Consider the following 20621-nt stretch of genomic DNA (forward strand, 5'->3'; position numbering starts at 1 on the left):
ATATTTACCACAAAATATTCGGATTTTGAGGTGTAGTAATGAAAAGAAGTGATCGTTTAATTGCGATGACCAATTATTTAGTAGAACATCCAATGGAATTAGTGTCTTTGCCTTTTTTCTCTGAAACATATGGTGCAGCTAAATCGTCGATTAGTGAGGATTTATCTATAGTAAATCGTATGTTTAAGACAGAGGGAATTGGCTATTTGGAATCTGTTTCAGGTGCAGCTGGTGGTGTGAAATATATGCCTAAAGTCTCACTTCGTAATAGTGAAGCATTTATTGATAAACTTTGCATGCAATTAGAAGACCCGGATCGTATTTTACCTGGTGGATATCTATTTATGAGTGATATTTTAGGAACGCCAGGCACTATTAGAGATATCGGTAGACTGTTTGCCTCTCGTTTTGCTGATTTGAATATTGATTCAATTGTAACGGTAGCGACAAAAGGTATTCCATTAGCATATGCTGTAGCTTCCTTCTTGAATGTTCCAGTGGTTATTGTTCGTCGTGACCCGAAGGTAACAGAGGGATCAACAGTGAGCATTAATTATGTTTCAGGTTCTTCGAAAAAAATTCAGACGATGGTATTGTCCAAACGTAGCTTGCAGCCTGGAGAAAATGTGTGTATCATTGATGACTTCATGAAAGCAGGCGGTACGATAAATGGAATGAAGAGCTTGTTAAAGGAATTTGATGCGAACGTTAAAGCAATCGGTGTATTAGCGGAAGCGGAAGATGAAGAAGAAGATCGTGTAGTAGATGATTATATTTCCTTAGTCCAAATTAAAAATGTAGATTCTAGCAGTAAGGAAATCGAAGTTATCAAAGGAAATTATTTCAATTAAATAAAAACTAAATGTCTAACAATTACGAATAGTGTCGAATACCACCTACCTATAGGAATATTTTCTTAAAAGGATAAATTTTTTTATAAATTAAGCAGGAATTTAGAAAGATTTGTTGAATTAAGATAATAAGTTCTTAAATAGGGAAAAGGTGGTGAAACATAGTGGAAGTAACTGACGTAAGATTACGCCGCGTGAATACCGATGGAAGAATGCGAGCTATCGCATCCATTACATTAGATCATGAATTTGTGGTGCATGATATTCGAGTGATTGATGGTAACAATGGGATGTTTGTTGCAATGCCTTCTAAACGTACACCGGATGGTGAATTTAGAGATATTGCACACCCGATTAACTCTGGTACAAGATCTAAAATTCAAGATGCTGTTTTAGAAGAGTATCACCGTGCTGGAGAAGAGGAAACGGAAGTAGAATATGAAGAAGCAGGTGCTTCGTAAAATGTGTGAAAAAGTCTAATCATTTGATTAGGCTTTTTGTTTTGAACAATGTCTCCATTTACTCCAAAAAATAACCAATCAATTCCCCGCGATTTTAAAATACCTAACATACACAGTCTAAAAGCGATAGTGGACGGTGACCCATGTTAGTTATTCCATAAAATGCGCTCACTCATTCTGCTTGATGGTTAGTGGCTCTCTTATCGCTACGTCAGAATACTCCGCGTTCACCCTCGGGGCACAAGTGCAACATCTATTCAAGCACGGACCGCTTACAAATATCAGAACGCGTATAACGGAGACAAAACACGGAGACTCCTGAGGGAACAGTACGAGCTGAAGATCCGTTTTCGTGAAGTGGTCTTCTTCATGAAAATTAGCTGAAGCTGTACCCTAGGAACGCGTAGTGCTTTGCTAACACTCATCATCAGTAGAATGGAAGAAAGCCCACCTCAACGTGAGACTATCGCTTTTAGACGACGAAAAGTTATGATAATTAGGCGATCTTTATTGAAAATAGCCTGTTTTTCGTTTATATTCATAATTGGGATATTAATGTTCAATTTTAGAATATCTTATATATAAATAATTGAAGAGTAAATCGGGACGGAGGGAATATCTTGTCAAATCGCTATGCAATTGTTTTAGCTGCTGGTAAAGGAACAAGAATGAAGTCAAAATTATATAAAGTACTTCACCCTGTACTAGGGAAACCGATGGTACAACATGTAGTGGATCAATTAAAAAGTTTGAACCTAGCTAATATTACTACAGTTGTCGGTTTTGGGGCGGAAAAGGTACAGGACCAATTAGGAGATAGTTGTGAATTTGTTATCCAAGAAGAGCAGCTAGGAACAGGACATGCTGTACAGCAAGCGGAAAAATATTTAGCAGATAAGAAAGGTACCACCATTGTCGTTTGCGGTGATACACCGTTATTAACTAAAGATACCATACAATCAGTATTAGATGAGCATGAGAATACAAGTGCAGCAGTTACCATTCTAACAGCACATGCGGAAAACCCAACAGGATACGGACGAATTATTCGTAATCAAGACGGTCAAGTGAGTAAAATCGTCGAACAAAAAGATGCAACAAAAGAAGAACTAGCGGTGCAGGAAATTAATACAGGTACATATTGCTTTGATAATGAATGGTTATTCGAAGCATTGAAGAAAGTATCTAATGACAATGTACAAGGGGAGTATTATTTACCAGACGTTATCGAAATTGCTCAAACAGAAGGTAAAACAGTAGCTGCTTATCAAACAGATAACTTCTCAGAAACAATTGGTGTAAACGATCGTGTTGCTTTATCTCAAGCTGAAATTTTTATGAAAAATCGAGTTAATGAACAGCATATGAGAAATGGCGTTACGATTATTGATCCTACTAATACTTATATTGGAGTGGATGTTACAATCGGAACTGATGTAGTCATTGAGCCTGGTAGTGTATTAAAGGGGAAAACAACAATTGAAGATGAGGCAGTTATTGGCCCACATACAGAGTTAACAGATTGTCATGTAGGTGCTAATACTGTTATACGTCATAGTGTCGCAACATCTAGTTACATCGGCAAACGAGTTCAAATTGGTCCATTTGCCCATATTCGCCCTGAGGCATCACTTGGCGATGATGTAAAGGTAGGTAATTTTGTTGAAATTAAAAAATCTAAGATAGATAATAACAGTAAGGTTTCACATTTAAGCTACATCGGCGACGCAGAAGTAGGAAGTGGCGTAAATGTTGGCTGTGGGACGATTACCGTTAATTATGACGGGAAGAATAAGTATAAGACAACGATAGAAGATGATGCTTTTATCGGATGCAATGCTAATTTAATTGCGCCAGTTACGATTGGTAAAGGCGCACTCGTTGCAGCAGGTTCGACCATACATGAAGATGTGCCAGCAGATGCATTATCAATTGGCCGAGCAAAACAAGTGAACAAAGAGGAATATGCAAAAAAATATAAATAACAATTAGATCACATGGAGGGTATACAAATGTCCTATAAGGATTCATCCTTAAAAGTATTTACATTAAGCTCAAACCCGGATTTGGCAGCAGAAATTGCAGCAAATATTGGGGTGGAGTTAGGTAAAAGCTCGGTAACAAAATTTAGCGATGGTGAGATCCAAATAAATATTGAAGAAAGTATTCGTGGTTGCGATGTATATGTTGTACAGTCTACTTGTGAGCCTGGTAACCAACATATTATGGAGTTATTAATTATGATTGATGCATTAAAGAGAGCGTCAGCAAATTCCATTAACATCGTAATGCCATATTATGGTTATGCAAGACAAGATCGTAAAGCACGTGCACGTGAGCCAATTACGGCTAAGCTAGTGTCTGACTTATTACAAACTGCTGGAGCGACTAGAGTAATTACATTAGATTTGCATGCTCCACAAATTCAAGGATTCTTCGATATTCCTGTAGATCAATTAGTAGGGGTTCCTATTTTATCAAGCTATTGGAGTAAGAAGGATTTGAATGATATTGTTGTTGTGTCACCTGACCATGGTGGTGTAACACGTGCTCGTCAATTAGCGGACCGACTAAAAGCGCCAATCGCTATTATTGATAAACGTAGACCACGTCCGAATGTGGCAGAAGTTATGAATATTGTAGGTAATATTGAAGGTAAAACGGCTATTCTAATTGATGATATTATTGATACTGCTGGTACGATTACATTAGGTGCAAATGCTCTAATCGAAAATGGTGCCACAGAAGTATATGCGTGCTGTACACACCCAGTATTATCAGGACCTGCTATTGAACGAATCGATAATTCTGTAATTAAAGAATTGGTCGTGACAAATAGTATTCCATTACAAGAAGAGAAACAAATTGATAAAATTACGCAATTGTCTGTAGCGCCTCTTATTAGTGAGGCAATCATTCGTGTACATGAGCGTCAGTCAGTAAGTATTCTATTTGACTAATTTTTCTATAAAAATAGGTTTAACTCATCTTCTAGAAGGGAAATATATTATATATTCGTTATATTTCTATGGAGGGTGATTATAGTGGCAGTAACATTAGATGCACAAAAACGAGAGAATTTACAAAGTTCTTACACCAAGGCATTAAGACAATCAGGTGAAGTACCAAGCATTATTTACGGCTATCAAGTGGAACCAAAAACCGTGGCAGTTAACAGCCTGGAGTTAGTGAAGACACTTCGAGATGAAGGAAAAAATGCAATTATCTCCTTGCAGATAGATGGTGAAACTGTCGATGTTATACTGCACGAATATCAAACAGATCCATTGAAAGATGAACTCGTGCATGCTGACTTCTATGCAGTGAACATGAAAGAAGAGATGGATGTACAAGTCCCTATTTCTTTAGAAGGTGAAGCTGTCGGCGTGAAAGAAGGCGGTGTTCTACAACAACCATTGTATGAATTGTCCGTTAGAGCAAAACCAAATGACATCCCAGAACAAATAACGATAGATGTTTCCAAATTAAGTGTTGGAGATAGTATTTCTGTTTCTGATTTGAAAGATGGTAAGGGCTATGAAATCCTGGAAGATGAAGCAACTACGATTGTTTCTATTCTAGTTCCTAGTGCAGAACCAGAGGAAACACCAACTGATGAGGAACAAAGTGAGCCAGAAGTGATCAACCAAAAGAATAAAGAATAACGAGATAAAAAAAGTTATCAGGATGTTTATCCATGATAAACATAAAGACGCAACTGTTACTAGTTGCGTCTTTTCACTATGAAAGCCCGAAAGAGTGAATAGACTAAAGCTAGAGTCGCTCATAAGCGAGATGAATGCCCGAAGGACTGAAAAGAATAAATGTTCGGTCATTCATCAAAGTTAAGGTTGTTCTTTATTTGTGTTAAACTATAAGGAAGAAAAAAATAGTTAAAGGAAGACATGATACGATGAAATGTATTGTAGGTTTAGGAAACCCAGGAACAAAATATGCACAAACAAGACATAATGTAGGTTTTATGGTGATCGATAAACTTTTGGAACGCAATGGTTGGACATTAAATAAGAGTAAATTCAAAGGTCATTTCGCAATGGAAAATGTGGAAGGTGAAAAAGTGATTTTGCTAGAACCACAGACATATATGAACTTGTCAGGTGAATCGCTCAGACCATTGATGGATTTTTATAATCTTCAGCCTGAAGATGTAACAGTTATATATGATGATTTAGATTTACCATTAGGCAAAGTGAGATTACGACAAACAGGTGGACATGGTGGTCATAATGGTGTTCGTTCTTGTATCGATCAATTAGGTACAAAGCAATTTAATAGAGTACGCTTTGGTATTGGGAGACCAACAAGTCCCATTACCGTAATAGATTATGTTTTAGGTAAATTTGATAAAGACGAACAAGAAATACTAAATGAATCAATTGAACGGGCGGCAGACGCCATGGAATCATGGATCAAACAACCATTTCCAAAAGTAATGAATGAATTTAATTAATATCGTAAATGAAAAAGTCATCATCAAGTATAGTTAAAACTTTTACCGGGCACACTAATGATTAAACGAAAGCTTTCTGGTGAAGGAGGCATAGATGATGACTTTATTATATAAGTGTAGACATTGTGGAGTAGAAATAGGTCGACTTAAACCACAAATGTTGGACTTAGAGAAGCTTGGTTGGAATATGCTAACAATGGAAGAAAAAAATAAGCTTATGCATTATCAACCAGATCGAACAGTAACGCTTCATGCAATTTGTGAAAATTGTGAGCAATTATTAGAACAACATCCACAATATCATGAATTAGATCATTTTATTCAATGATCAATTGAAAATTATGTAGGACAATACTTACCCTCAGTATATACGCTGAGGGAAATCTTGTATGTTTTAGAAATAAGCTTTGGTATGTTCACCAAAGCATTTTTGCATGGTTTAACAGAATGAACATATATTAGTTTGAAGGTGTTTAGGGGGAACATTTTATGCATGAGATGAAACAATATTTAACAAGCCGTGATGATGTCCACTCGGTTATTGGTGGCATTGAGTCAGGCTTAAAGGAACAAGTGGTCTCGGGATTATCTGGTGCGTCTAGAAGTATTTTTACTACAATCGTTCAGGAGTCCACAAAGAAAAAAACATTGGTGGTTACACACCAATTAACACAAGCACAGCAATTATATGAAGATATGACAGAGTTTATGGATGAAGAGCATGTTTATTTGTACCCTGTGAATGAACTGCTTGCATCTGAATTAGCAACTGCTAGTCCAGAACTATTAAGTCAACGTATTACCTCTCTGACTGGTTGGCTGAATAATGAGAATGCCATTTTAATTGCACCTATTGCAGCACTTAAGCGAATGCTACCACCTGTGTCATACTGGAAAAAATACCAGCTTTATTTTGCGCGTGATCAAGTAATTAATATCGATCAAACATTAGAATATTTAGTGGAGATGGGTTATGTTAGACAAGATATGGCATCAAGTCCAGGAGAATTTAGTTTACGTGGTGGAATTTTAGATGTCTTTCCGATTACAGAAGAACAACCACTTCGAATTGAGCTGTTTGATGATGAAGTTGATTCTATTCGTTATTATGATGCTGAATCACAACGATCATTAGATAAGCAAGAACAAGTAGTGATTACGCCAGCATCAGAACTATTACTGCAAGACAGTGATATGGTAGCAGCATCGCAACGTTTAGAGCAATCATTAAGTGATACGTTAAAAAAGATGAAAAATACTGCAGATCAACAAGTGTTGACGGAAACGATTACTGCGGACATAGACCGTCTAAACCAATGCGAGCGTTTCCAAGAGATGAGGAAGTATGCATCCTTTTTCTATGAGGATAACTATAGTTTACTAGATTATCTACCAGAGGATGGTTTGCTTGTTTTAGACGAAATGAGTAGAATTCAAGAAACCGCGGCCCATTTAGATACGGAAGAGCAAGAATGGTTGAAGGATAATTTAGAAAGAAGTAAGGCTGTTAGAGACATTAAGCTATCGTTTGATTGGCAACATGTATGGAATAATATGAGCGGACAGAAATTATATTTATCTGTCTTTCTACGTCACATTCCGAATACCAATCCAGCTAATATTGTTAGCGTGTCCTCTCGAGCGATGCAACAGTTTCATGGACAAATGAACTTGTTGCAAAATGAAATGGAACGTTGGCAAAAAAATGACTTCTCGGTTATTATTTTCGCACCGAATGAAAGTAGAGTGGAGAAGATTCAATCTGTACTTGAAGATTATCAAATGAGCCCTGTTATAAGTGAAAAAATCCCAGTTTTACCAATCAAACAGCCGGTCATCACAACAGGAAATATTAGTGCTGGTTTTGAACTACCAATGCACAAACTTGCCGTCATTACGGAAAATGAATTATTTAAACAAAAAGCACCAAGAAAGAAACGAAAGCAGAAGATTTCCAATGCAGAACGAATTAAAAGCTATCAAGAATTACAAGTAGGCGATTATGTCGTGCATACTAATCATGGTATTGGGCGATATATTGGAATTGAGACACTAGAAGTAAGTGGTTTGCATAAAGATTTTATGCTCATTAAATATTCTGGTGACGATAAGCTGTTTGTGCCAATTGATCAAATTGATTTGGTGCAAAAATATGTTGGTTCAGAAGGAAAGGAACCAAAATTATATAAGTTAGGCGGCAACGATTGGAAAAAAGTCAAAAGTAAAGTTCAATCGAAAGTGGAAGACATTGCAGATGACCTAATGAAATTATATGCAGAACGAGAAGCGGCAAAAGGATACGCTTTTTCACCAGATACAGAGATGCAACGGGAATTTGAAGCAGCCTTTCCGTATCAGGAGACGGACGATCAGCTCCGTTGTATAGAAGAAATAAAAAAAGATATGGAAAAAGAACGCCCGATGGATCGTTTGCTCTGTGGAGATGTAGGTTACGGGAAAACAGAAGTAGCAATACGTGCAGCCTTTAAAGCAATTGCAGATGGTAAACAAGTTGCTATTTTAGTGCCAACAACTATCTTAGCGCAACAGCATTATGAAACAGTTATCGAAAGATTTCAAGAGTATCCTATCAATATAGGATTAATGAGCCGTTTTAGAACGAGAAAACAACAAACAGAAACATTGAAAGGTTTAAAAGCGGGCACAGTCGATATCGTAATTGGTACACATCGATTATTATCTAAAGATGTTGTCTATAAAGATTTAGGACTATTAATTGTTGATGAAGAGCAACGTTTCGGTGTAAAACATAAGGAAAAAATTAAACAGCTTAAATCAAATGTCGATGTACTAACATTAACAGCTACGCCAATTCCAAGAACATTGCATATGTCGATGCTTGGGGTTCGTGATTTATCCGTTATTGAAACACCACCAGAAAATCGTTTTCCAATCCAAACGTACGTTATGGAATATAATGCACCTTTAGTGAGGGAAGCAATTGAACGGGAGTTATCTAGAGGTGGCCAAGTGTTCTTTTTATATAATCGGGTAGAATCGATTGAGAAGGTCGCACAAGATATTCAAGCATTAGTGGAAGATGCGCGGGTGACATTTGCTCACGGACAAATGAATGAGTCTGAATTAGAAAATGTGATGTTCTCCTTTTTAGAAGGGGAAGCAGATGTATTAGTAAGTACGACAATTATTGAAACAGGTGTAGATATTCCAAATGTTAATACATTAATTGTGTATGACGCAGATCGGATGGGATTGAGTCAGCTTTATCAATTGCGTGGTCGGGTAGGACGTTCCAATCGTGTTGCATATGCTTATTTTACGTACCAGCAAGATAAGATCTTAACCGAGGTATCAGAGAAAAGATTACAAGCAATAAAGGAATTTACGGAATTAGGATCTGGTTTCAAAATTGCAATGCGTGATTTGTCTATCCGAGGTGCTGGAAACATACTAGGTGCTCAGCAGCACGGCTTTATTGATTCTGTCGGATTTGATATGTATTCACAAATGTTAAATGAAGCAGTAGAAGCGAAGAAACAAGGAAAAGCTGTGGAGGAAATACAACCATTTGAAGTAGAGTTAGATATTAAGATTGATGCATATATTCCGGATACTTATATTCCAGATGAGAAGCAGAAAATTGATATGTATAAACGATTCCAAAGTATTTACTCCCAAGAGGATATTCACGACTTGCGTGATGAATTGATTGATCGTTTCGGGGACTATCCAGAAGAAGTAAGTAACTTATTCCATGTATCTACACTGAAGATGATGTCTAAAAAAGAACGAATTGAAACGATATCTGAACGAAAATCACAAATAGAAGTTATTGTAGAGGAAGCGCGAAGTCAGGAATTAGATGGAGCTAAATTATTTGAATTCGCTAATCAATACGGACGACTTATACAATTAGGTACAGAAAATCGTAAATTGAAGGTTGTATTCCGTTTTAACAAAGACCAATTAGTAAAACGATATGATATTTTAGCTGAATTCATCCAGACGTTAAGCGATATGCAACGAACTTCTATCGCTTGATCAAGAAATTATGATAGATAAAGGTATAGTTTCCCAACTATTTAATCATACTAACCTTACAGCATAATTATTTCAGACAAAGAAAGATTTATGCGTGTTGTTTAATTTTAGAAAGTGAGGTTAATGACTAATATGAAGGCAACCGGAATTGTACGTCGTATTGATGATTTAGGTAGGGTAGTTATTCCGAAGGAAATTCGTAGAACATTACGAATTCGCGAGGGAGATCCACTTGAGATTTTTGTTGATCGTGATGGGGAAGTTATCTTAAAGAAATATTCACCAATTAGTGAGCTGGGTGATTTTGCTACAGAATACGCGGAGGCATTATTCGATTCTTTAGGTTTATCTGTACTTATTAGTGATAGAGATGAAATTATCGCTGTATCAGGAGAATCAAAGAAAGATTACCATGGTAAGCATATCTCTAAACAAGTTGATCAATTAATGGATAATCGTGATGCGGTATTGGAGACAAGTAAGACTACCTTCGAAGTGATTGAAAATAAAGAAGAAGAGTTAGAGGCATACTTACTACAACCAATTGTTGCAGGTGGTGATCCAATCGGTTGCATGATCTTGTTTACGAGAGACAAGAAAGATTTTGGCGAAGCTGAGCAAAAAGCAGCCCAAACTGCTGCCGTTTTTCTTGCTAAACAGATGGAATAATAATAAAAGCCAGTTATTCAATGGGTGAAATAACTGGCTTTTTACTATTCATTCTTTAGTTGTTTGTAATGATGGTTAGGATTGACGAGCAATCTAAGCATAAGATTAACTTTTGAACATTCATATAAATCCCCTAGTTGAAAATATCCTTGAGAAATACACCTAATTGATGCCCAACAGCATACATGCTTTCCGCTAATTGTGCAAGGAGATCAATGGAAAGGGTCATTCCATAAACGATTATATAGGTAGCCGCTATGAGCACGATTATATTGATCAGCGGTTGAAACTCCTTTATGTACTTTGAAAAATTCATCATGCACCCTCTTTTCTGATGGATAGTAAGTTAATTTCTGTTAATTATAGCACGAAAAGCCTATGGCATAAATTGCATTACTATATCTTTGACGATATTTAGTAAAATAGTGTATTGTGTTAAGGTGGGAAAGTGAGGTGGATTGTATGGATGAACAAATGATCGTGAAGAAAGCGCTAAATAATAATGTGATCATCGCAAGTCATTCGTTACATAAAGAAGTTATTTTAATCGGAAAAGGAATCGGTTTCAGTAAGAAAAAAGGAGATATTGTACCTCTGGAGCAGGCAGAAAAAACCTTTCTGTTAAGAGATGAACAAGAACAGGCACAGTATAAGCAACTCGTTTCTTACATTGACCCAGAAGTAATGGATGCTCTGCACGAAATCATGTTGCTTATTGAGAAACGAATGAATGAAACATTGCATGAGCATATTCATGTTGCGTTAACAGACCATTTATCATTTGCAATTAACCGTGCACACCAAAATGTTCAATTTTCTAATCCGTTTTTGTTTGAGATTGAAACATTGTACCCGAAGGAATATCAAGTTGCCGAAGAGGTTGTAGCTGTTATTCAAGAAAAAATAGGGGTACTATTTCCAAAAGGGGAAGTAGGATTTATCGCGCTACATATTCATAGCGCGGTCACGAACAAAACAATTCATGATATGAACCGTCATCATCGACTTATTTCAAAGCTGGTAAGCGTGATTGAGGAAAATCTCCAATTAAAATTAGAGCAGGATAATATTAATTATCACCGTCTGATACAACATCTTCACCGTGCGATTGAAAGGGTTTATCAAGGTGAGCAAGTAGGGGATCAAACAAATTTAGCTAAAGTATTGAAAAATAGTTATCCACTATGCTATAATCTGGCTTGGAAATTGATTAAAATAATGCAACAACAAATGAATATACAAGTAGATGAATCGGAAGTTTTATATTTAACGATTCACTTGCAACGATTAACGCAATCATAAACGTGTTACTGATTCGATCAGGCATGAGTAAAAAGGTTAATTTCGGAAAAGATAGGGGAGAAGTGTATCTTCTCTACTTTCCTTAAAATACCTTTTGCTCATGCTTTTTTTTATTGCTATTTACTTGTCTATGTTGTTAACAACAAGGAGGAAACAGATTATGTCCAAGATATTTGGAACCTTACAAAAAGTAGGGAAAGCACTAATGTTACCTGTAGCATTACTTCCTGCTGCTGGTATTCTATTAGCGTTTGGTTCAAGTTTCGCCCAAGACGATTGGGTAGAGCGATTCCCGTGGTTTGGAAATCCCGCGGTACAAAAAGTCTTAGAAGTAATGAATGAAGCAGGCGGAATCGTCTTTGACAACTTGCCATTACTCTTTGCGGTCGGTGTTGCAATCGGTTTAGCAAAAGGTGATGGAGTTGCTGGTTTAGCAGCAATTATTGGTTACTTAATTATGAACGTAACGATGGGTGTATTCGGAAATATTACAGTAGAAATGACAGAGCAAGCTGCATATGAGAATATTCTTGGTATTCCTACTTTAGGAACCGGTGTATTCGGTGGTATTATCGTCGGGATACTCGCCGCCGCCCTGTATAATCGATTTTATAATATCGAATTGCCACAGTTTTTAGGATTTTTCGCAGGTAAACGTTTCGTGCCAATTATTACAGCATTTTCATCCCTAATCTTAGGTATGGTGATGTATGTGGTATGGCCGTTTGCACAAGATGGTTTAAACGCTGTGTCACACTTTATGCTAGAAACAAATCGCACATTCTCAACATTAATCTTTGGTATCATTGAACGTGCGTTAATTCCATTTGGTTTACACCATATTTTCTATTCACCATTCTGGTTTGAGTTTGGTAGTTATACAAGTACAGCTGGAGAAATTGTTCGTGGGGACCAAGCTATCTTCTTCCAGCAATTAAGAGATGGTGTTGATTTTACTGCGGGTAGCTTCATGGTTGGTAAATTCCCATTCATGATGTTCGGCCTCCCAGCAGCAGCGCTAGCAATTTATCATACAGCAAGACCTGAGAGAAAGAAAGTTATCGGAGGTATTATGTTCTCTGCAGCATTAACTTCTTTCTTGACGGGTATTACAGAGCCTTTAGAATTCTCATTCTTATTCGTCGCACCACTCTTATTCGCGATTCATACAGTATTTGCAGGGCTATCATTTATGGCGATGTATTTACTGGATGTGAAAATTGGTATGACATTCTCAGGAGGTTTTATCGACTTCCTCTTGTTCGGTATCATGCCTAACCGTACTGACTGGTGGTGGGTTATTATCATCGGTTTAGTTCTTGCTGTTATTTACTACTTCGGATTCCGTTTTGCAATTCAGAAGTTCAACTTAGCAACTCCTGGTCGTGAAGATGCAGCGAAAGATGCTGGTGAAGAAGACGGTGAAGTAGATGACCGTCCATACGAAATTTTAGAAGCTATGGGTGGTAAAGAAAATATTACAAACCTTGATGCTTGTATTACTCGTCTGCGTGTTAGTGTTGCAGACAAAGAACAAGTCAATAAAGAACGTCTAAAACAATTAGGTGCTTCCGGAGTTATGGAAGTCGGTAACAACGTTCAAGCAATTTATGGTCCTGTATCAGACACGATTAGAGGACAGATGCAAGATATTATGGATGGTAATACACCAACCAAAGTTGTAGAAGAAAACAATGAGTCAGCAACAGATGCAAGTGTATCAGGAGATTTAGAGTTCGTAAGCCCAATGCAAGGGGAAGTAATGCCACTATCTGAAGTGCCAGACCAAGTATTCTCGCAAAAAATGATGGGTGATGGATTTGCAATCAAGCCGATAGATGGAACAATTGTTTCACCTGTTAACGGTAAAATCATAAATATTTTCCCAACAAAACATGCGATTGGTATTGAAGCAGAGAACGGTACAGAGATTTTACTTCATATTGGTATTGATACGGTAAACTTAAAAGGTGAAGGCTTCACAGCGAAAGTAGAAGAAGGTCAAGAAGTGAAGCAAGGACAAGCAATGATGGAAGTAGACCTTGACTTTGTGAAGAATAATGCGCCATCTACTGTAACACCAGTTATCTTTACAAACCTAGCAGAAGGTCAATCGATTCAATTGAATAAAACTGGCGAAGTGAACAAAGAAGATCGAGACATCTTCCAAATTAACCAGTAATTAAGAAAACACGCGTTTCCCAACGAAGCGCGTGTTTTTCTTTCGTTAACCAATTTTGCTGTATAAAAGCGATAGTCTCACGTGGAGAGGTGGGCTTTCTTCCATTCTACTGATGATGAGTGCTGGGATAAGCTCCGACAAAACACTACGCTTTCTGCGGGTACGGCTTCAGCTAATTTTTATGAAGAAGATCACTTCATAAAAATGGATCTTCAGCTCGTACTGTTCCCGCAAGAGTCTCCGTGTTTTGTCTCCGCTATATGATGCGTTCTACTGTTTGCGAGTGAAAACATGTTAAAATCATCTCCCGAGTAGGAACATATGTGGCACGGATATCTCTATCCTTAGCAAATGCGACCATCGTGTTCTATGGACATAAACCCTTTGTTGTTTTCTCTCAAACATCAGACGTGTAAATCTAGCGAAGGCAGAATACGGAGACTCCTACAGGAATAGCACAAGCCGAAAATCCACTTTGCCAAGTGTTCTTCTTGGCAAAGTTAGTTGAGGCTGTGCCTGTGGAAAGCGGAGTATTCTGACGTAGCGATAAGTTATCTACTACACTTGAAGAGAATGAGTGAGCGCATTTCATCGAATAGCTAATATGAATCGACGAAAACTCTCGCTTTTATACAGCTAAAAAAAGCTCATAGAGGGTATGTAGTTGCAGACTTTAAATAATAAGAGGAAAGTGTGTGTCTATGTTATAATGACTAGGAATTTAGATGATGAAGGATAATGATTATGACGAGTGAAAGACAGCAAAAGCATGTTTATAAGGGTGCATTGGCACTTTTGGTAGCGGGAATATTAAGCAAGGTCATTAGTGCTTTTTACCGGATACCATTACAAAATTTAACCGGTGATATCGGTTTTTATATTTATCAGCAAGTATATCCGATTATAGGAATTGCTTTTATGCTTGCTTTATATGGGTTTCCTGCTGCGATATCACGCTTTTTAGCAGAGCATCGGGAGTTTAAACATAACCGGTATATATATGGAAAGATGCTAGCAGTAATGATGCTATTTTCTGCTCTACTCTTTTTGGGGTTGTTCTTTTTCAGTCCGGTTTTAGCAAATTGGATGGGAGATAACCAGCTTATTATCCCGCTTAAGCATATATCTTGGGTCTTTTTATTTGTTCCTTTTGTGGCACTGCTTCGAGGGGTAACGCAAGCGGATGAATGGATGGAGCCAACTGCATATTCACAAATGATAGAGCAGCTCCTGCGCGCCGCTATCATTATTGTGACGGCAGTTTTCATTTTTAGTGGGCATTTAGGTGTTTATCAAATAGCAGATGGTGCAATGATAGCTAGTATAGTAGCGTTAACAGCATCATTCCTTTTTCTTTATATGTTTGCTAGGAAAAAGCGTTATTGGAGTCAGAATACTTCTGTTCAACAGAAGGGGAGTGGTAAGCTCTTTTCGAGTATTGTATTAGCAGGTATCGTTATAAGCTTGAACCATATGTTGTTGTTATTAATGCAGCTTGCTGATGCTTTTACAATGGTTCCGGGCCTTGTGAAATTTGGCATGAACGTAACAGAGGCTACTACATTAAAGGGAATATTTGATCGAGGTCAACCATTATTGCAATTAGTTACGGTTGTAGGCTCATCACTTGCGCTAGCATTGGTGCCAGCTGTGACGAAGTTAAATTGGCAATCTAATCGAGAAGATACACTAGCAAAGCTACGATTAACGATGAAGTACTGTTTAATTCTCTCACTTGGTGCAACGGTAGGATTGATTACGTTATTTCCAGAAGTGAATCAACTGCTCTTTCAAAATCAATTAGGTACAGATAGTTTACGAATGGTTACTATTTCTTTATTATTCACATCATTAGCCGTAACAATGGCCTCTACTTTACAAGGTTTTGGCTATATGAGGTGGACAGCCTACATTATCTTCGGTGGTCTGTGGTTAAAAATGTTTTTGAATGGTGTATTGATTCCTTTAGCAGGGATTAAAGGTGCAGCAATAGCTACGGTTATAACCGTTTTCGTTATTGCACTGCTATATTATTTGTTATTAAGACAACAGTTACAAGGATATTCCCTTTTCGTAATGCCTTGGTTCAAACTGTTACTAGCGAGTGCTATGATGGCTAGTGTATTAGTAATCATGAAAAAAATCGCGCTCTATTTCTTTGCATTCGACAATCGTTTCGTCTTACTGGTTTTTGTGATTGGAAGTGTCGTTGTCGGATTAATCGTCTATGCTTTAGTCGTTGTGAAGTGGCGCGTTTTAACTAAAGAAGAATGGCAACCAATATTAAAAAAAGGAAAGAAGGGACGACAATGAAGCCTTTCATTGAAATTATCGGACTTGGTGGTGGAGATATCAATCAGCTGCCATTAGGAATATATCGCAAGCTTACAAATGCTGATGTGCTATGTTATGTAAGAACGCTAGAACATCCAGTTATCCAAACATTAGAAGGTGAGGGTGTATCGTTTCAATCATTTGATGCTATCTATGAAAAGCATGATCAATTTGATGCTGTTTATCGAGAAATTACGGAAGTATTAGTAGAGAAAGCGAAGGCTAACGGTAGAATTACCTATGCTGTTCCTGGGCATCCGATGCTAGCAGAACAAACTGTGCAGCTCTTAATTAACCGTAAGGAAGTGGAAGTTGAGATTGTTGGAGGACAAAGCTTTTTAGATGATTTATTTTCCGCATTAAAAATAGATCCAATTGAAGGTTTTCAATTTGTTGATGCTACATCTTTCCAACGCCATCATTTGCAATATGAGCAGCACTTAGTATTTTGTCAGGTTTATGATGCATTTATAGCATCAGAAGTGAAACTAGCATTATTAGAAGATTTACCGGCAGAACATCCTGTATATATTGTAGAAGCTGTTGGTAGTGAGGCGGAGTCCATTCAAGAGATTTCGTTAGTAGAATTAGATCAGCAGATGGAGCTTAGTAATTTAACAAGTGTTTACATACCACCGATTGCCAAAGAAGCGTTGAGTCATCAATTCCATCGTCTAAAAGAAGTGATAGCTACATTGAGAGCACCAGGCGGTTGCCCATGGGATCAGAAGCAAACACATGAGACGTTGAGACAATATATCATTGAAGAAGCGTATGAAGTGGTTGATGCGATAGATAGAGAAGATGATGAGGCAATAGTAGAAGAACTAGGTGATGTTCTCTTGCAGGTGATGTTGCACAGTCAAATAGGAGAAGAAGAAGGATATTTCACCATTGATGATATTATCTCTAGTATTACGGAGAAAATGATTCGCAGACATCCTCATGTTTTTGGAGATAAAGATGCAACAGATGAGCAAGACGTCAAAAAACTTTGGGATGATATCAAACAAGAGGAAAAAGGCGAAGAACAAGAAAGTCTGTTAGCACACGTAACAAAAGGATTACCGCAAAGCTTATTAGCGGTGGACATTCAAAAGACAGCTGCGAAAGTAGGGTTTGATTGGAGTGAGTCAGAGCCAATCTGGGAGAAGATCTATGAAGAATTAGAAGAGTTCAAGGCTGCTAGGAAAAATGAGCAGTTTGATGCGCAGGAGCTAGAATTTGGAGATATACTATTTGCAATGATGAACTTGGGGAGATATTATAAAATTAATCCAGAAATTGCATTAATGCGAACAAATCATAAATTTATAGATCGTTTTCAATTTGTTGAGACAAAAGTAAAGGAAAGTCAGAAATCGTGGGATTCTTTTACCCTTGAAGAATTAGATGTTTTTTGGGAAGAAGCAAAAGCGTTAGAAAAATAATGATAATGTAGAGGAAGGTATTAGTATGCGATTGGATAAGTTTTTAAAAGTGTCGCGTTTAATTAAGCGACGAACATTAGCTAAGGAAATTGCAGATCAAGGTAGAATCGAGATTAATGGTAATATCGCCAAAGCTTCAACAAATGTAGCAGTTGGTGATGAAATGAAGATTCAGTTTGGTCAGAAACTATTAACAATCCAAATTGAGCAATTAAAAGAAACAGTCAAAAAAGACGAAGCGAGCAATTTATATACTATTAAAAACGAAAAGTACATCAACTAATAACGTTCTAAACTTGTCCTTTTATTCATATATTAATGATGGATAAAAGGGAGGGAAGAATAGATGAATTACTATGATAAAAAAACGATGCCAGCACAACAACAAATGGAACACCATGTGAAGATGACAAATCGCCGTCTGCTTGAGATAGATGGTGTAAAAGAAGTGGATAGTTTTGATAGTGAAGAATTTCTTCTGCAAACAGTGATGGGTTACCTCGTGATTCGCGGAGAAAATCTACAAATGAAAAATCTTGATGTGGAATCTGGTCACGTTTCTATCAAAGGGAAGATATATGAGCTATCCTATTTGGACGAGCAACATGGGGAGAAGGCTAAAGGTCTATTTAGCAAGCTCTTCAAATGACATTAAGCACACAATTTATTACCATTATTTCGATGATAATAGCTGGCGTTTATTTAGGCGCTAGTTATTATACGTTTAAACGGGTGGAACGATTGTGGACGTCAAGCATAATATGGAAATATGGACTGGAGTTATTGTTTTGGCTGCTGCAAGCGAGTGTGTTATATCTCCTCTTGTTTATCGTAAATGAAGGGGTGCTACGATTTTATCTATTATTGGCTGTCTTTTGCGGATATGCGATGTTTAAAGCTTTGTTTGAACAAAGTTTTGGGCGGGTATTAGATAAATTGATTCACATTCTTTTGTGGATATATCGTTTAATGTATCGTACAATAAAGCTTTTGCTCGTAAAGCCTATAGTGTTTGTTGTATCATTGTTAGTAGTTGTTGTGATGAAGATAATACGACTTTTATGGTTACTCTTACGGATACCCTTGTGGCCAATCAAAACACTATTATCTCTTATTATACGAATACTACCAAAAAGATTACAAAAATTTCTGCACCCATTTTGGCGTTTTTATAGTAAAATGAAAAAAGAAGACTAAATTTGCTGAAGGAGGCCCTGGTGATTATGGCTAAGCGCAATAATGTATCTCGTATAAATGACGCATATATCGAACAACATGATGCTCAAGTAAAGCGTCAAAAACGTAGAAAAAAGAAATTATACCGTAGATTATTATTCTTTGGAATTGTTGCTGCCATCATCATGATAGGTCTCGTCGCATATCATATTGATCAGCGGGTGAAGTATCATCATATGCAGCAAGAATATGCAGATCTCACTGATCAGTTGTCTGATTTAGAAAAGGAAGAGAAAAAGCTTAAAGAAGAAATAGAGCTTTTAAATGATGAGGAATATTTATTGCAAATAGCGAAAACGAATTATTTCTTTACGGAAGAAGGAGAGATTGTCTTCAAATTGCCAGAAGAGGACTCATCTTATTGACACCGTTTTAATTGCTTGGCTATAATATAGTTGCAGTATATTTTTAAAAAATCTAAGGAGGAGCAATTTTTTTATGTCAATCGAAGTAGGCAGCAAGTTGCAGGGAAAGGTAACAGGAATCACTAATTTTGGAGCGTTTATTGAATTACCTGGAGGTAAAACAGGTCTTGTCCATATTAGTGAAGTTGCCGATAATTATGTGAAAGACATTAATGAGCATTTAACTGTAGGTGATGAAGTTACAGTAAAGGTTCTTAATGTGGAAGACGATGGTAAAATAGGTTTATCAATCAAAAAAGCGAAAGATAACCCTGCACCATCTAATAATCGTCGTAAAAATCAAGGAAATCCAAAAAATAACCGTGAAAGAGGCGAATCATTCGAACAAAAAATGAATCGTTTCTTAAAGGATTCTGAAGATCGCCTAGCGACTTTAAAGAAACATACAGAATCTAAACGCGGAGGACGAGGAGCGAAAAAGGGCTAAAGCTTGCTGTCTATGTAGCGTAAAAAAGACGGATGTGACTCGTAAATATATATAAAAGAGCTACCGATTGATTTGTCGGTAGCTCTTTTTTTATGTAGACGTCATAGAGGTGGCGAATGGAAAACGCAAAGGTGGAGCTTTTACCCTATAAAGTAGCTAACGATGATATTGACTAAAACATATGCTTATAGTGCAATTATTTCCAATTAATAGAAAATTGATCATTATTGTAGAGAAGGAAAGGAATAACAAATGGATAAATCGAATAAAAAACAACCGTTCTATAAAAGAAGTTGGTTTCACACTTTATTAGCTTTTTTCGTTTCTCAGCTTTACTTTATTTTGGTGGAATTAACAGGATAGGGCCCTAAGTATAGAGAATTGACTGGATTCTTGGCAAATATAGTTGAACTGGATTTCTTCCAAACATATTTAGCATTCTATGAGAATCCATGGTTTAATATGATCACTGTAGGATTAGGAGCTTTTACCATTATTCAAGTAATGATAGGAGTAACAAAGGATAGGAAAGATAGGGTAAAAACAGTATAGCAAAAAAAGTGTGTGAAGTTATCCTGGTTTTTCGGTAGATAATGCTCAGAGCTAGCTAAATACTCCGATTTTATTCTTTCTTTACATATTAAAAAAGACTCAAGGAATATAATATGTACCCTATAGAGTAGACACTTTTAAAAAAGGACTGCTTTATAGGGTTCTTTTTTGTATACTTAAATAAAAATGGATTTGGGGGATCATGATGACTAAAAAGTATTTTACAGAAAAAGAAGTGAACGAACTATCAATAAATCC

At 37.0% G+C, this 20621-nt stretch carries 19 protein-coding genes and 1 pseudogene; 19 read left to right on the forward strand and 1 reads right to left on the reverse strand.

Annotated elements, in window-relative coordinates:
• Positions 1 to 38 precede the first annotated feature (38 nt).
• The 9 genes from purR to spoVT all read left to right on the forward strand — a co-directional run bounded on the left by purR (position 39) and on the right by spoVT (position 10475).
• On the forward strand, positions 39 to 851 hold the full coding sequence (gene purR / locus SH601_RS16305) for a pur operon repressor (RefSeq protein ID WP_319959399.1): 813 nt from the start codon (positions 39 to 41) through the stop codon (positions 849 to 851).
• Positions 852 to 1015: 164 nt separating this feature from the next.
• Positions 1016 to 1312 carry a septation regulator SpoVG gene (spoVG, locus tag SH601_RS16310; RefSeq protein WP_319959400.1) on the forward strand — a complete coding sequence of 99 codons (297 nt, stop codon included), beginning with the start codon at positions 1016 to 1018 and terminating at the stop codon, positions 1310 to 1312.
• A gap of 620 nt (positions 1313 to 1932) precedes the next feature.
• Positions 1933 to 3297: a bifunctional UDP-N-acetylglucosamine diphosphorylase/glucosamine-1-phosphate N-acetyltransferase GlmU gene (gene glmU / locus SH601_RS16315; protein ID WP_319959401.1), complete on the forward strand. Its 1365-nt coding sequence runs from the start codon at positions 1933 to 1935 to the stop codon at positions 3295 to 3297.
• Positions 3298 to 3318: 21 nt separating this feature from the next.
• Positions 3319 to 4272 (forward strand): ribose-phosphate diphosphokinase, encoded by a 954-nt coding sequence (locus SH601_RS16320; RefSeq protein WP_319959419.1) that lies wholly within the window; start codon positions 3319 to 3321, stop codon positions 4270 to 4272.
• A gap of 84 nt (positions 4273 to 4356) precedes the next feature.
• Positions 4357 to 4977 carry a 50S ribosomal protein L25/general stress protein Ctc gene (locus tag SH601_RS16325; protein ID WP_319959402.1) on the forward strand — a complete coding sequence of 207 codons (621 nt, stop codon included), beginning with the start codon at positions 4357 to 4359 and terminating at the stop codon, positions 4975 to 4977.
• Positions 4978 to 5225: 248 nt separating this feature from the next.
• A complete protein-coding gene (pth, locus tag SH601_RS16330; RefSeq protein WP_319959403.1) occupies positions 5226 to 5783 on the forward strand; it encodes an aminoacyl-tRNA hydrolase in 558 nt (185 codons plus the stop codon).
• A 94-nt stretch (positions 5784 to 5877) separates the two neighbouring features.
• On the forward strand, positions 5878 to 6111 hold the full coding sequence (gene fin, locus SH601_RS16335; RefSeq protein WP_319959404.1) for an anti-sigma-F factor Fin: 234 nt from the start codon (positions 5878 to 5880) through the stop codon (positions 6109 to 6111).
• Positions 6112 to 6272: 161 nt separating this feature from the next.
• A complete protein-coding gene (gene mfd, locus SH601_RS16340) occupies positions 6273 to 9806 on the forward strand; it encodes a transcription-repair coupling factor (protein WP_319959405.1) in 3534 nt (1177 codons plus the stop codon).
• A gap of 132 nt (positions 9807 to 9938) precedes the next feature.
• Positions 9939 to 10475: a stage V sporulation protein T gene (gene spoVT, locus SH601_RS16345; protein WP_319959420.1), complete on the forward strand. Its 537-nt coding sequence runs from the start codon at positions 9939 to 9941 to the stop codon at positions 10473 to 10475.
• 133 nt (positions 10476 to 10608) lie between these two features.
• Here spoVT and SH601_RS16350 read toward each other — a convergent pair whose 3' ends face one another.
• Positions 10609 to 10791 (reverse strand): hypothetical protein, encoded by a 183-nt coding sequence (locus SH601_RS16350; protein ID WP_319959406.1) that lies wholly within the window; start codon positions 10789 to 10791, stop codon positions 10609 to 10611.
• 146 nt (positions 10792 to 10937) lie between these two features.
• On the opposite strand from SH601_RS16350, the gene glcT reads away from it, so the two are divergent.
• From glcT to SH601_RS16400, 10 genes and pseudogenes are all read left to right on the forward strand, one after another.
• A complete protein-coding gene (glcT, locus tag SH601_RS16355; protein WP_319959407.1) occupies positions 10938 to 11777 on the forward strand; it encodes a glucose PTS transporter transcription antiterminator GlcT in 840 nt (279 codons plus the stop codon).
• Positions 11778 to 11937: 160 nt separating this feature from the next.
• A complete protein-coding gene (gene ptsG, locus SH601_RS16360) occupies positions 11938 to 13959 on the forward strand; it encodes a glucose-specific PTS transporter subunit IIBC (protein ID WP_319959408.1) in 2022 nt (673 codons plus the stop codon).
• A gap of 744 nt (positions 13960 to 14703) precedes the next feature.
• Positions 14704 to 16272 carry a putative polysaccharide biosynthesis protein gene (locus tag SH601_RS16365; RefSeq protein ID WP_319959410.1) on the forward strand — a complete coding sequence of 523 codons (1569 nt, stop codon included), beginning with the start codon at positions 14704 to 14706 and terminating at the stop codon, positions 16270 to 16272.
• On the forward strand, positions 16269 to 17723 hold the full coding sequence (yabN, locus tag SH601_RS16370) for a bifunctional methyltransferase/pyrophosphohydrolase YabN (protein WP_319959411.1): 1455 nt from the start codon (positions 16269 to 16271) through the stop codon (positions 17721 to 17723). Before SH601_RS16365 ends, yabN begins: the two co-directional genes overlap by 4 nt.
• A gap of 25 nt (positions 17724 to 17748) precedes the next feature.
• Positions 17749 to 18006 (forward strand): RNA-binding S4 domain-containing protein, encoded by a 258-nt coding sequence (locus tag SH601_RS16375; protein ID WP_319959412.1) that lies wholly within the window; start codon positions 17749 to 17751, stop codon positions 18004 to 18006.
• Between the two features lie 63 nt (positions 18007 to 18069).
• A complete protein-coding gene (yabP, locus tag SH601_RS16380) occupies positions 18070 to 18372 on the forward strand; it encodes a sporulation protein YabP (RefSeq protein ID WP_319959413.1) in 303 nt (100 codons plus the stop codon).
• Complete coding sequence (gene yabQ, locus SH601_RS16385) at positions 18369 to 18920, forward strand: spore cortex biosynthesis protein YabQ (RefSeq protein ID WP_319959414.1); 552 nt, start codon at positions 18369 to 18371, stop codon at positions 18918 to 18920. The genes yabP and yabQ overlap by 4 nt, the downstream gene beginning before the upstream one ends.
• 26 nt (positions 18921 to 18946) lie before the next feature.
• Positions 18947 to 19324: a septum formation initiator family protein gene (locus tag SH601_RS16390; RefSeq protein ID WP_319959416.1), complete on the forward strand. Its 378-nt coding sequence runs from the start codon at positions 18947 to 18949 to the stop codon at positions 19322 to 19324.
• 73 nt (positions 19325 to 19397) lie between these two features.
• Positions 19398 to 19811, forward strand: a complete 414-nt coding sequence (locus SH601_RS16395) for a S1 domain-containing RNA-binding protein (protein ID WP_319959417.1) — start codon at positions 19398 to 19400, stop codon at positions 19809 to 19811.
• Between the two features lie 252 nt (positions 19812 to 20063).
• Positions 20064 to 20363, forward strand: a pseudogene (locus tag SH601_RS16400) (YfzA family protein).
• The last annotated feature ends 258 nt before the right edge of the window (positions 20364 to 20621 follow it).

It is taken from the genome of Gracilibacillus pellucidus, assembly GCF_033949965.1.
GTDB lineage: Bacteria > Bacillota > Bacilli > Bacillales > Amphibacillaceae > Gracilibacillus > Gracilibacillus pellucidus.

Coding starts and splice junctions, on each gene's coding strand:
- SH601_RS16390 (WP_319959416.1), top strand. CDS start 18,947: ATGGCTAAGCGCAATAATGTATCTCGTATAAATGACGCATATATCGAA.
- ptsG (WP_319959408.1), top strand. CDS start 11,938: ATGTCCAAGATATTTGGAACCTTACAAAAAGTAGGGAAAGCACTAATG.
- spoVT (WP_319959420.1), top strand. CDS start 9,939: ATGAAGGCAACCGGAATTGTACGTCGTATTGATGATTTAGGTAGGGTA.
- SH601_RS16375 (WP_319959412.1), top strand. CDS start 17,749: ATGCGATTGGATAAGTTTTTAAAAGTGTCGCGTTTAATTAAGCGACGA.
- fin (WP_319959404.1), top strand. CDS start 5,878: ATGATGACTTTATTATATAAGTGTAGACATTGTGGAGTAGAAATAGGT.
- pth (WP_319959403.1), top strand. CDS start 5,226: ATGAAATGTATTGTAGGTTTAGGAAACCCAGGAACAAAATATGCACAA.
- yabN (WP_319959411.1), top strand. CDS start 16,269: ATGAAGCCTTTCATTGAAATTATCGGACTTGGTGGTGGAGATATCAAT.
- purR (WP_319959399.1), top strand. CDS start 39: ATGAAAAGAAGTGATCGTTTAATTGCGATGACCAATTATTTAGTAGAA.
- yabQ (WP_319959414.1), top strand. CDS start 18,369: ATGACATTAAGCACACAATTTATTACCATTATTTCGATGATAATAGCT.
- SH601_RS16365 (WP_319959410.1), top strand. CDS start 14,704: ATGACGAGTGAAAGACAGCAAAAGCATGTTTATAAGGGTGCATTGGCA.
- SH601_RS16350 (WP_319959406.1), bottom strand. CDS start 10,791: ATGAATTTTTCAAAGTACATAAAGGAGTTTCAACCGCTGATCAATATA.
- mfd (WP_319959405.1), top strand. CDS start 6,273: ATGCATGAGATGAAACAATATTTAACAAGCCGTGATGATGTCCACTCG.
- SH601_RS16395 (WP_319959417.1), top strand. CDS start 19,398: ATGTCAATCGAAGTAGGCAGCAAGTTGCAGGGAAAGGTAACAGGAATC.
- glcT (WP_319959407.1), top strand. CDS start 10,938: ATGGATGAACAAATGATCGTGAAGAAAGCGCTAAATAATAATGTGATC.
- yabP (WP_319959413.1), top strand. CDS start 18,070: ATGAATTACTATGATAAAAAAACGATGCCAGCACAACAACAAATGGAA.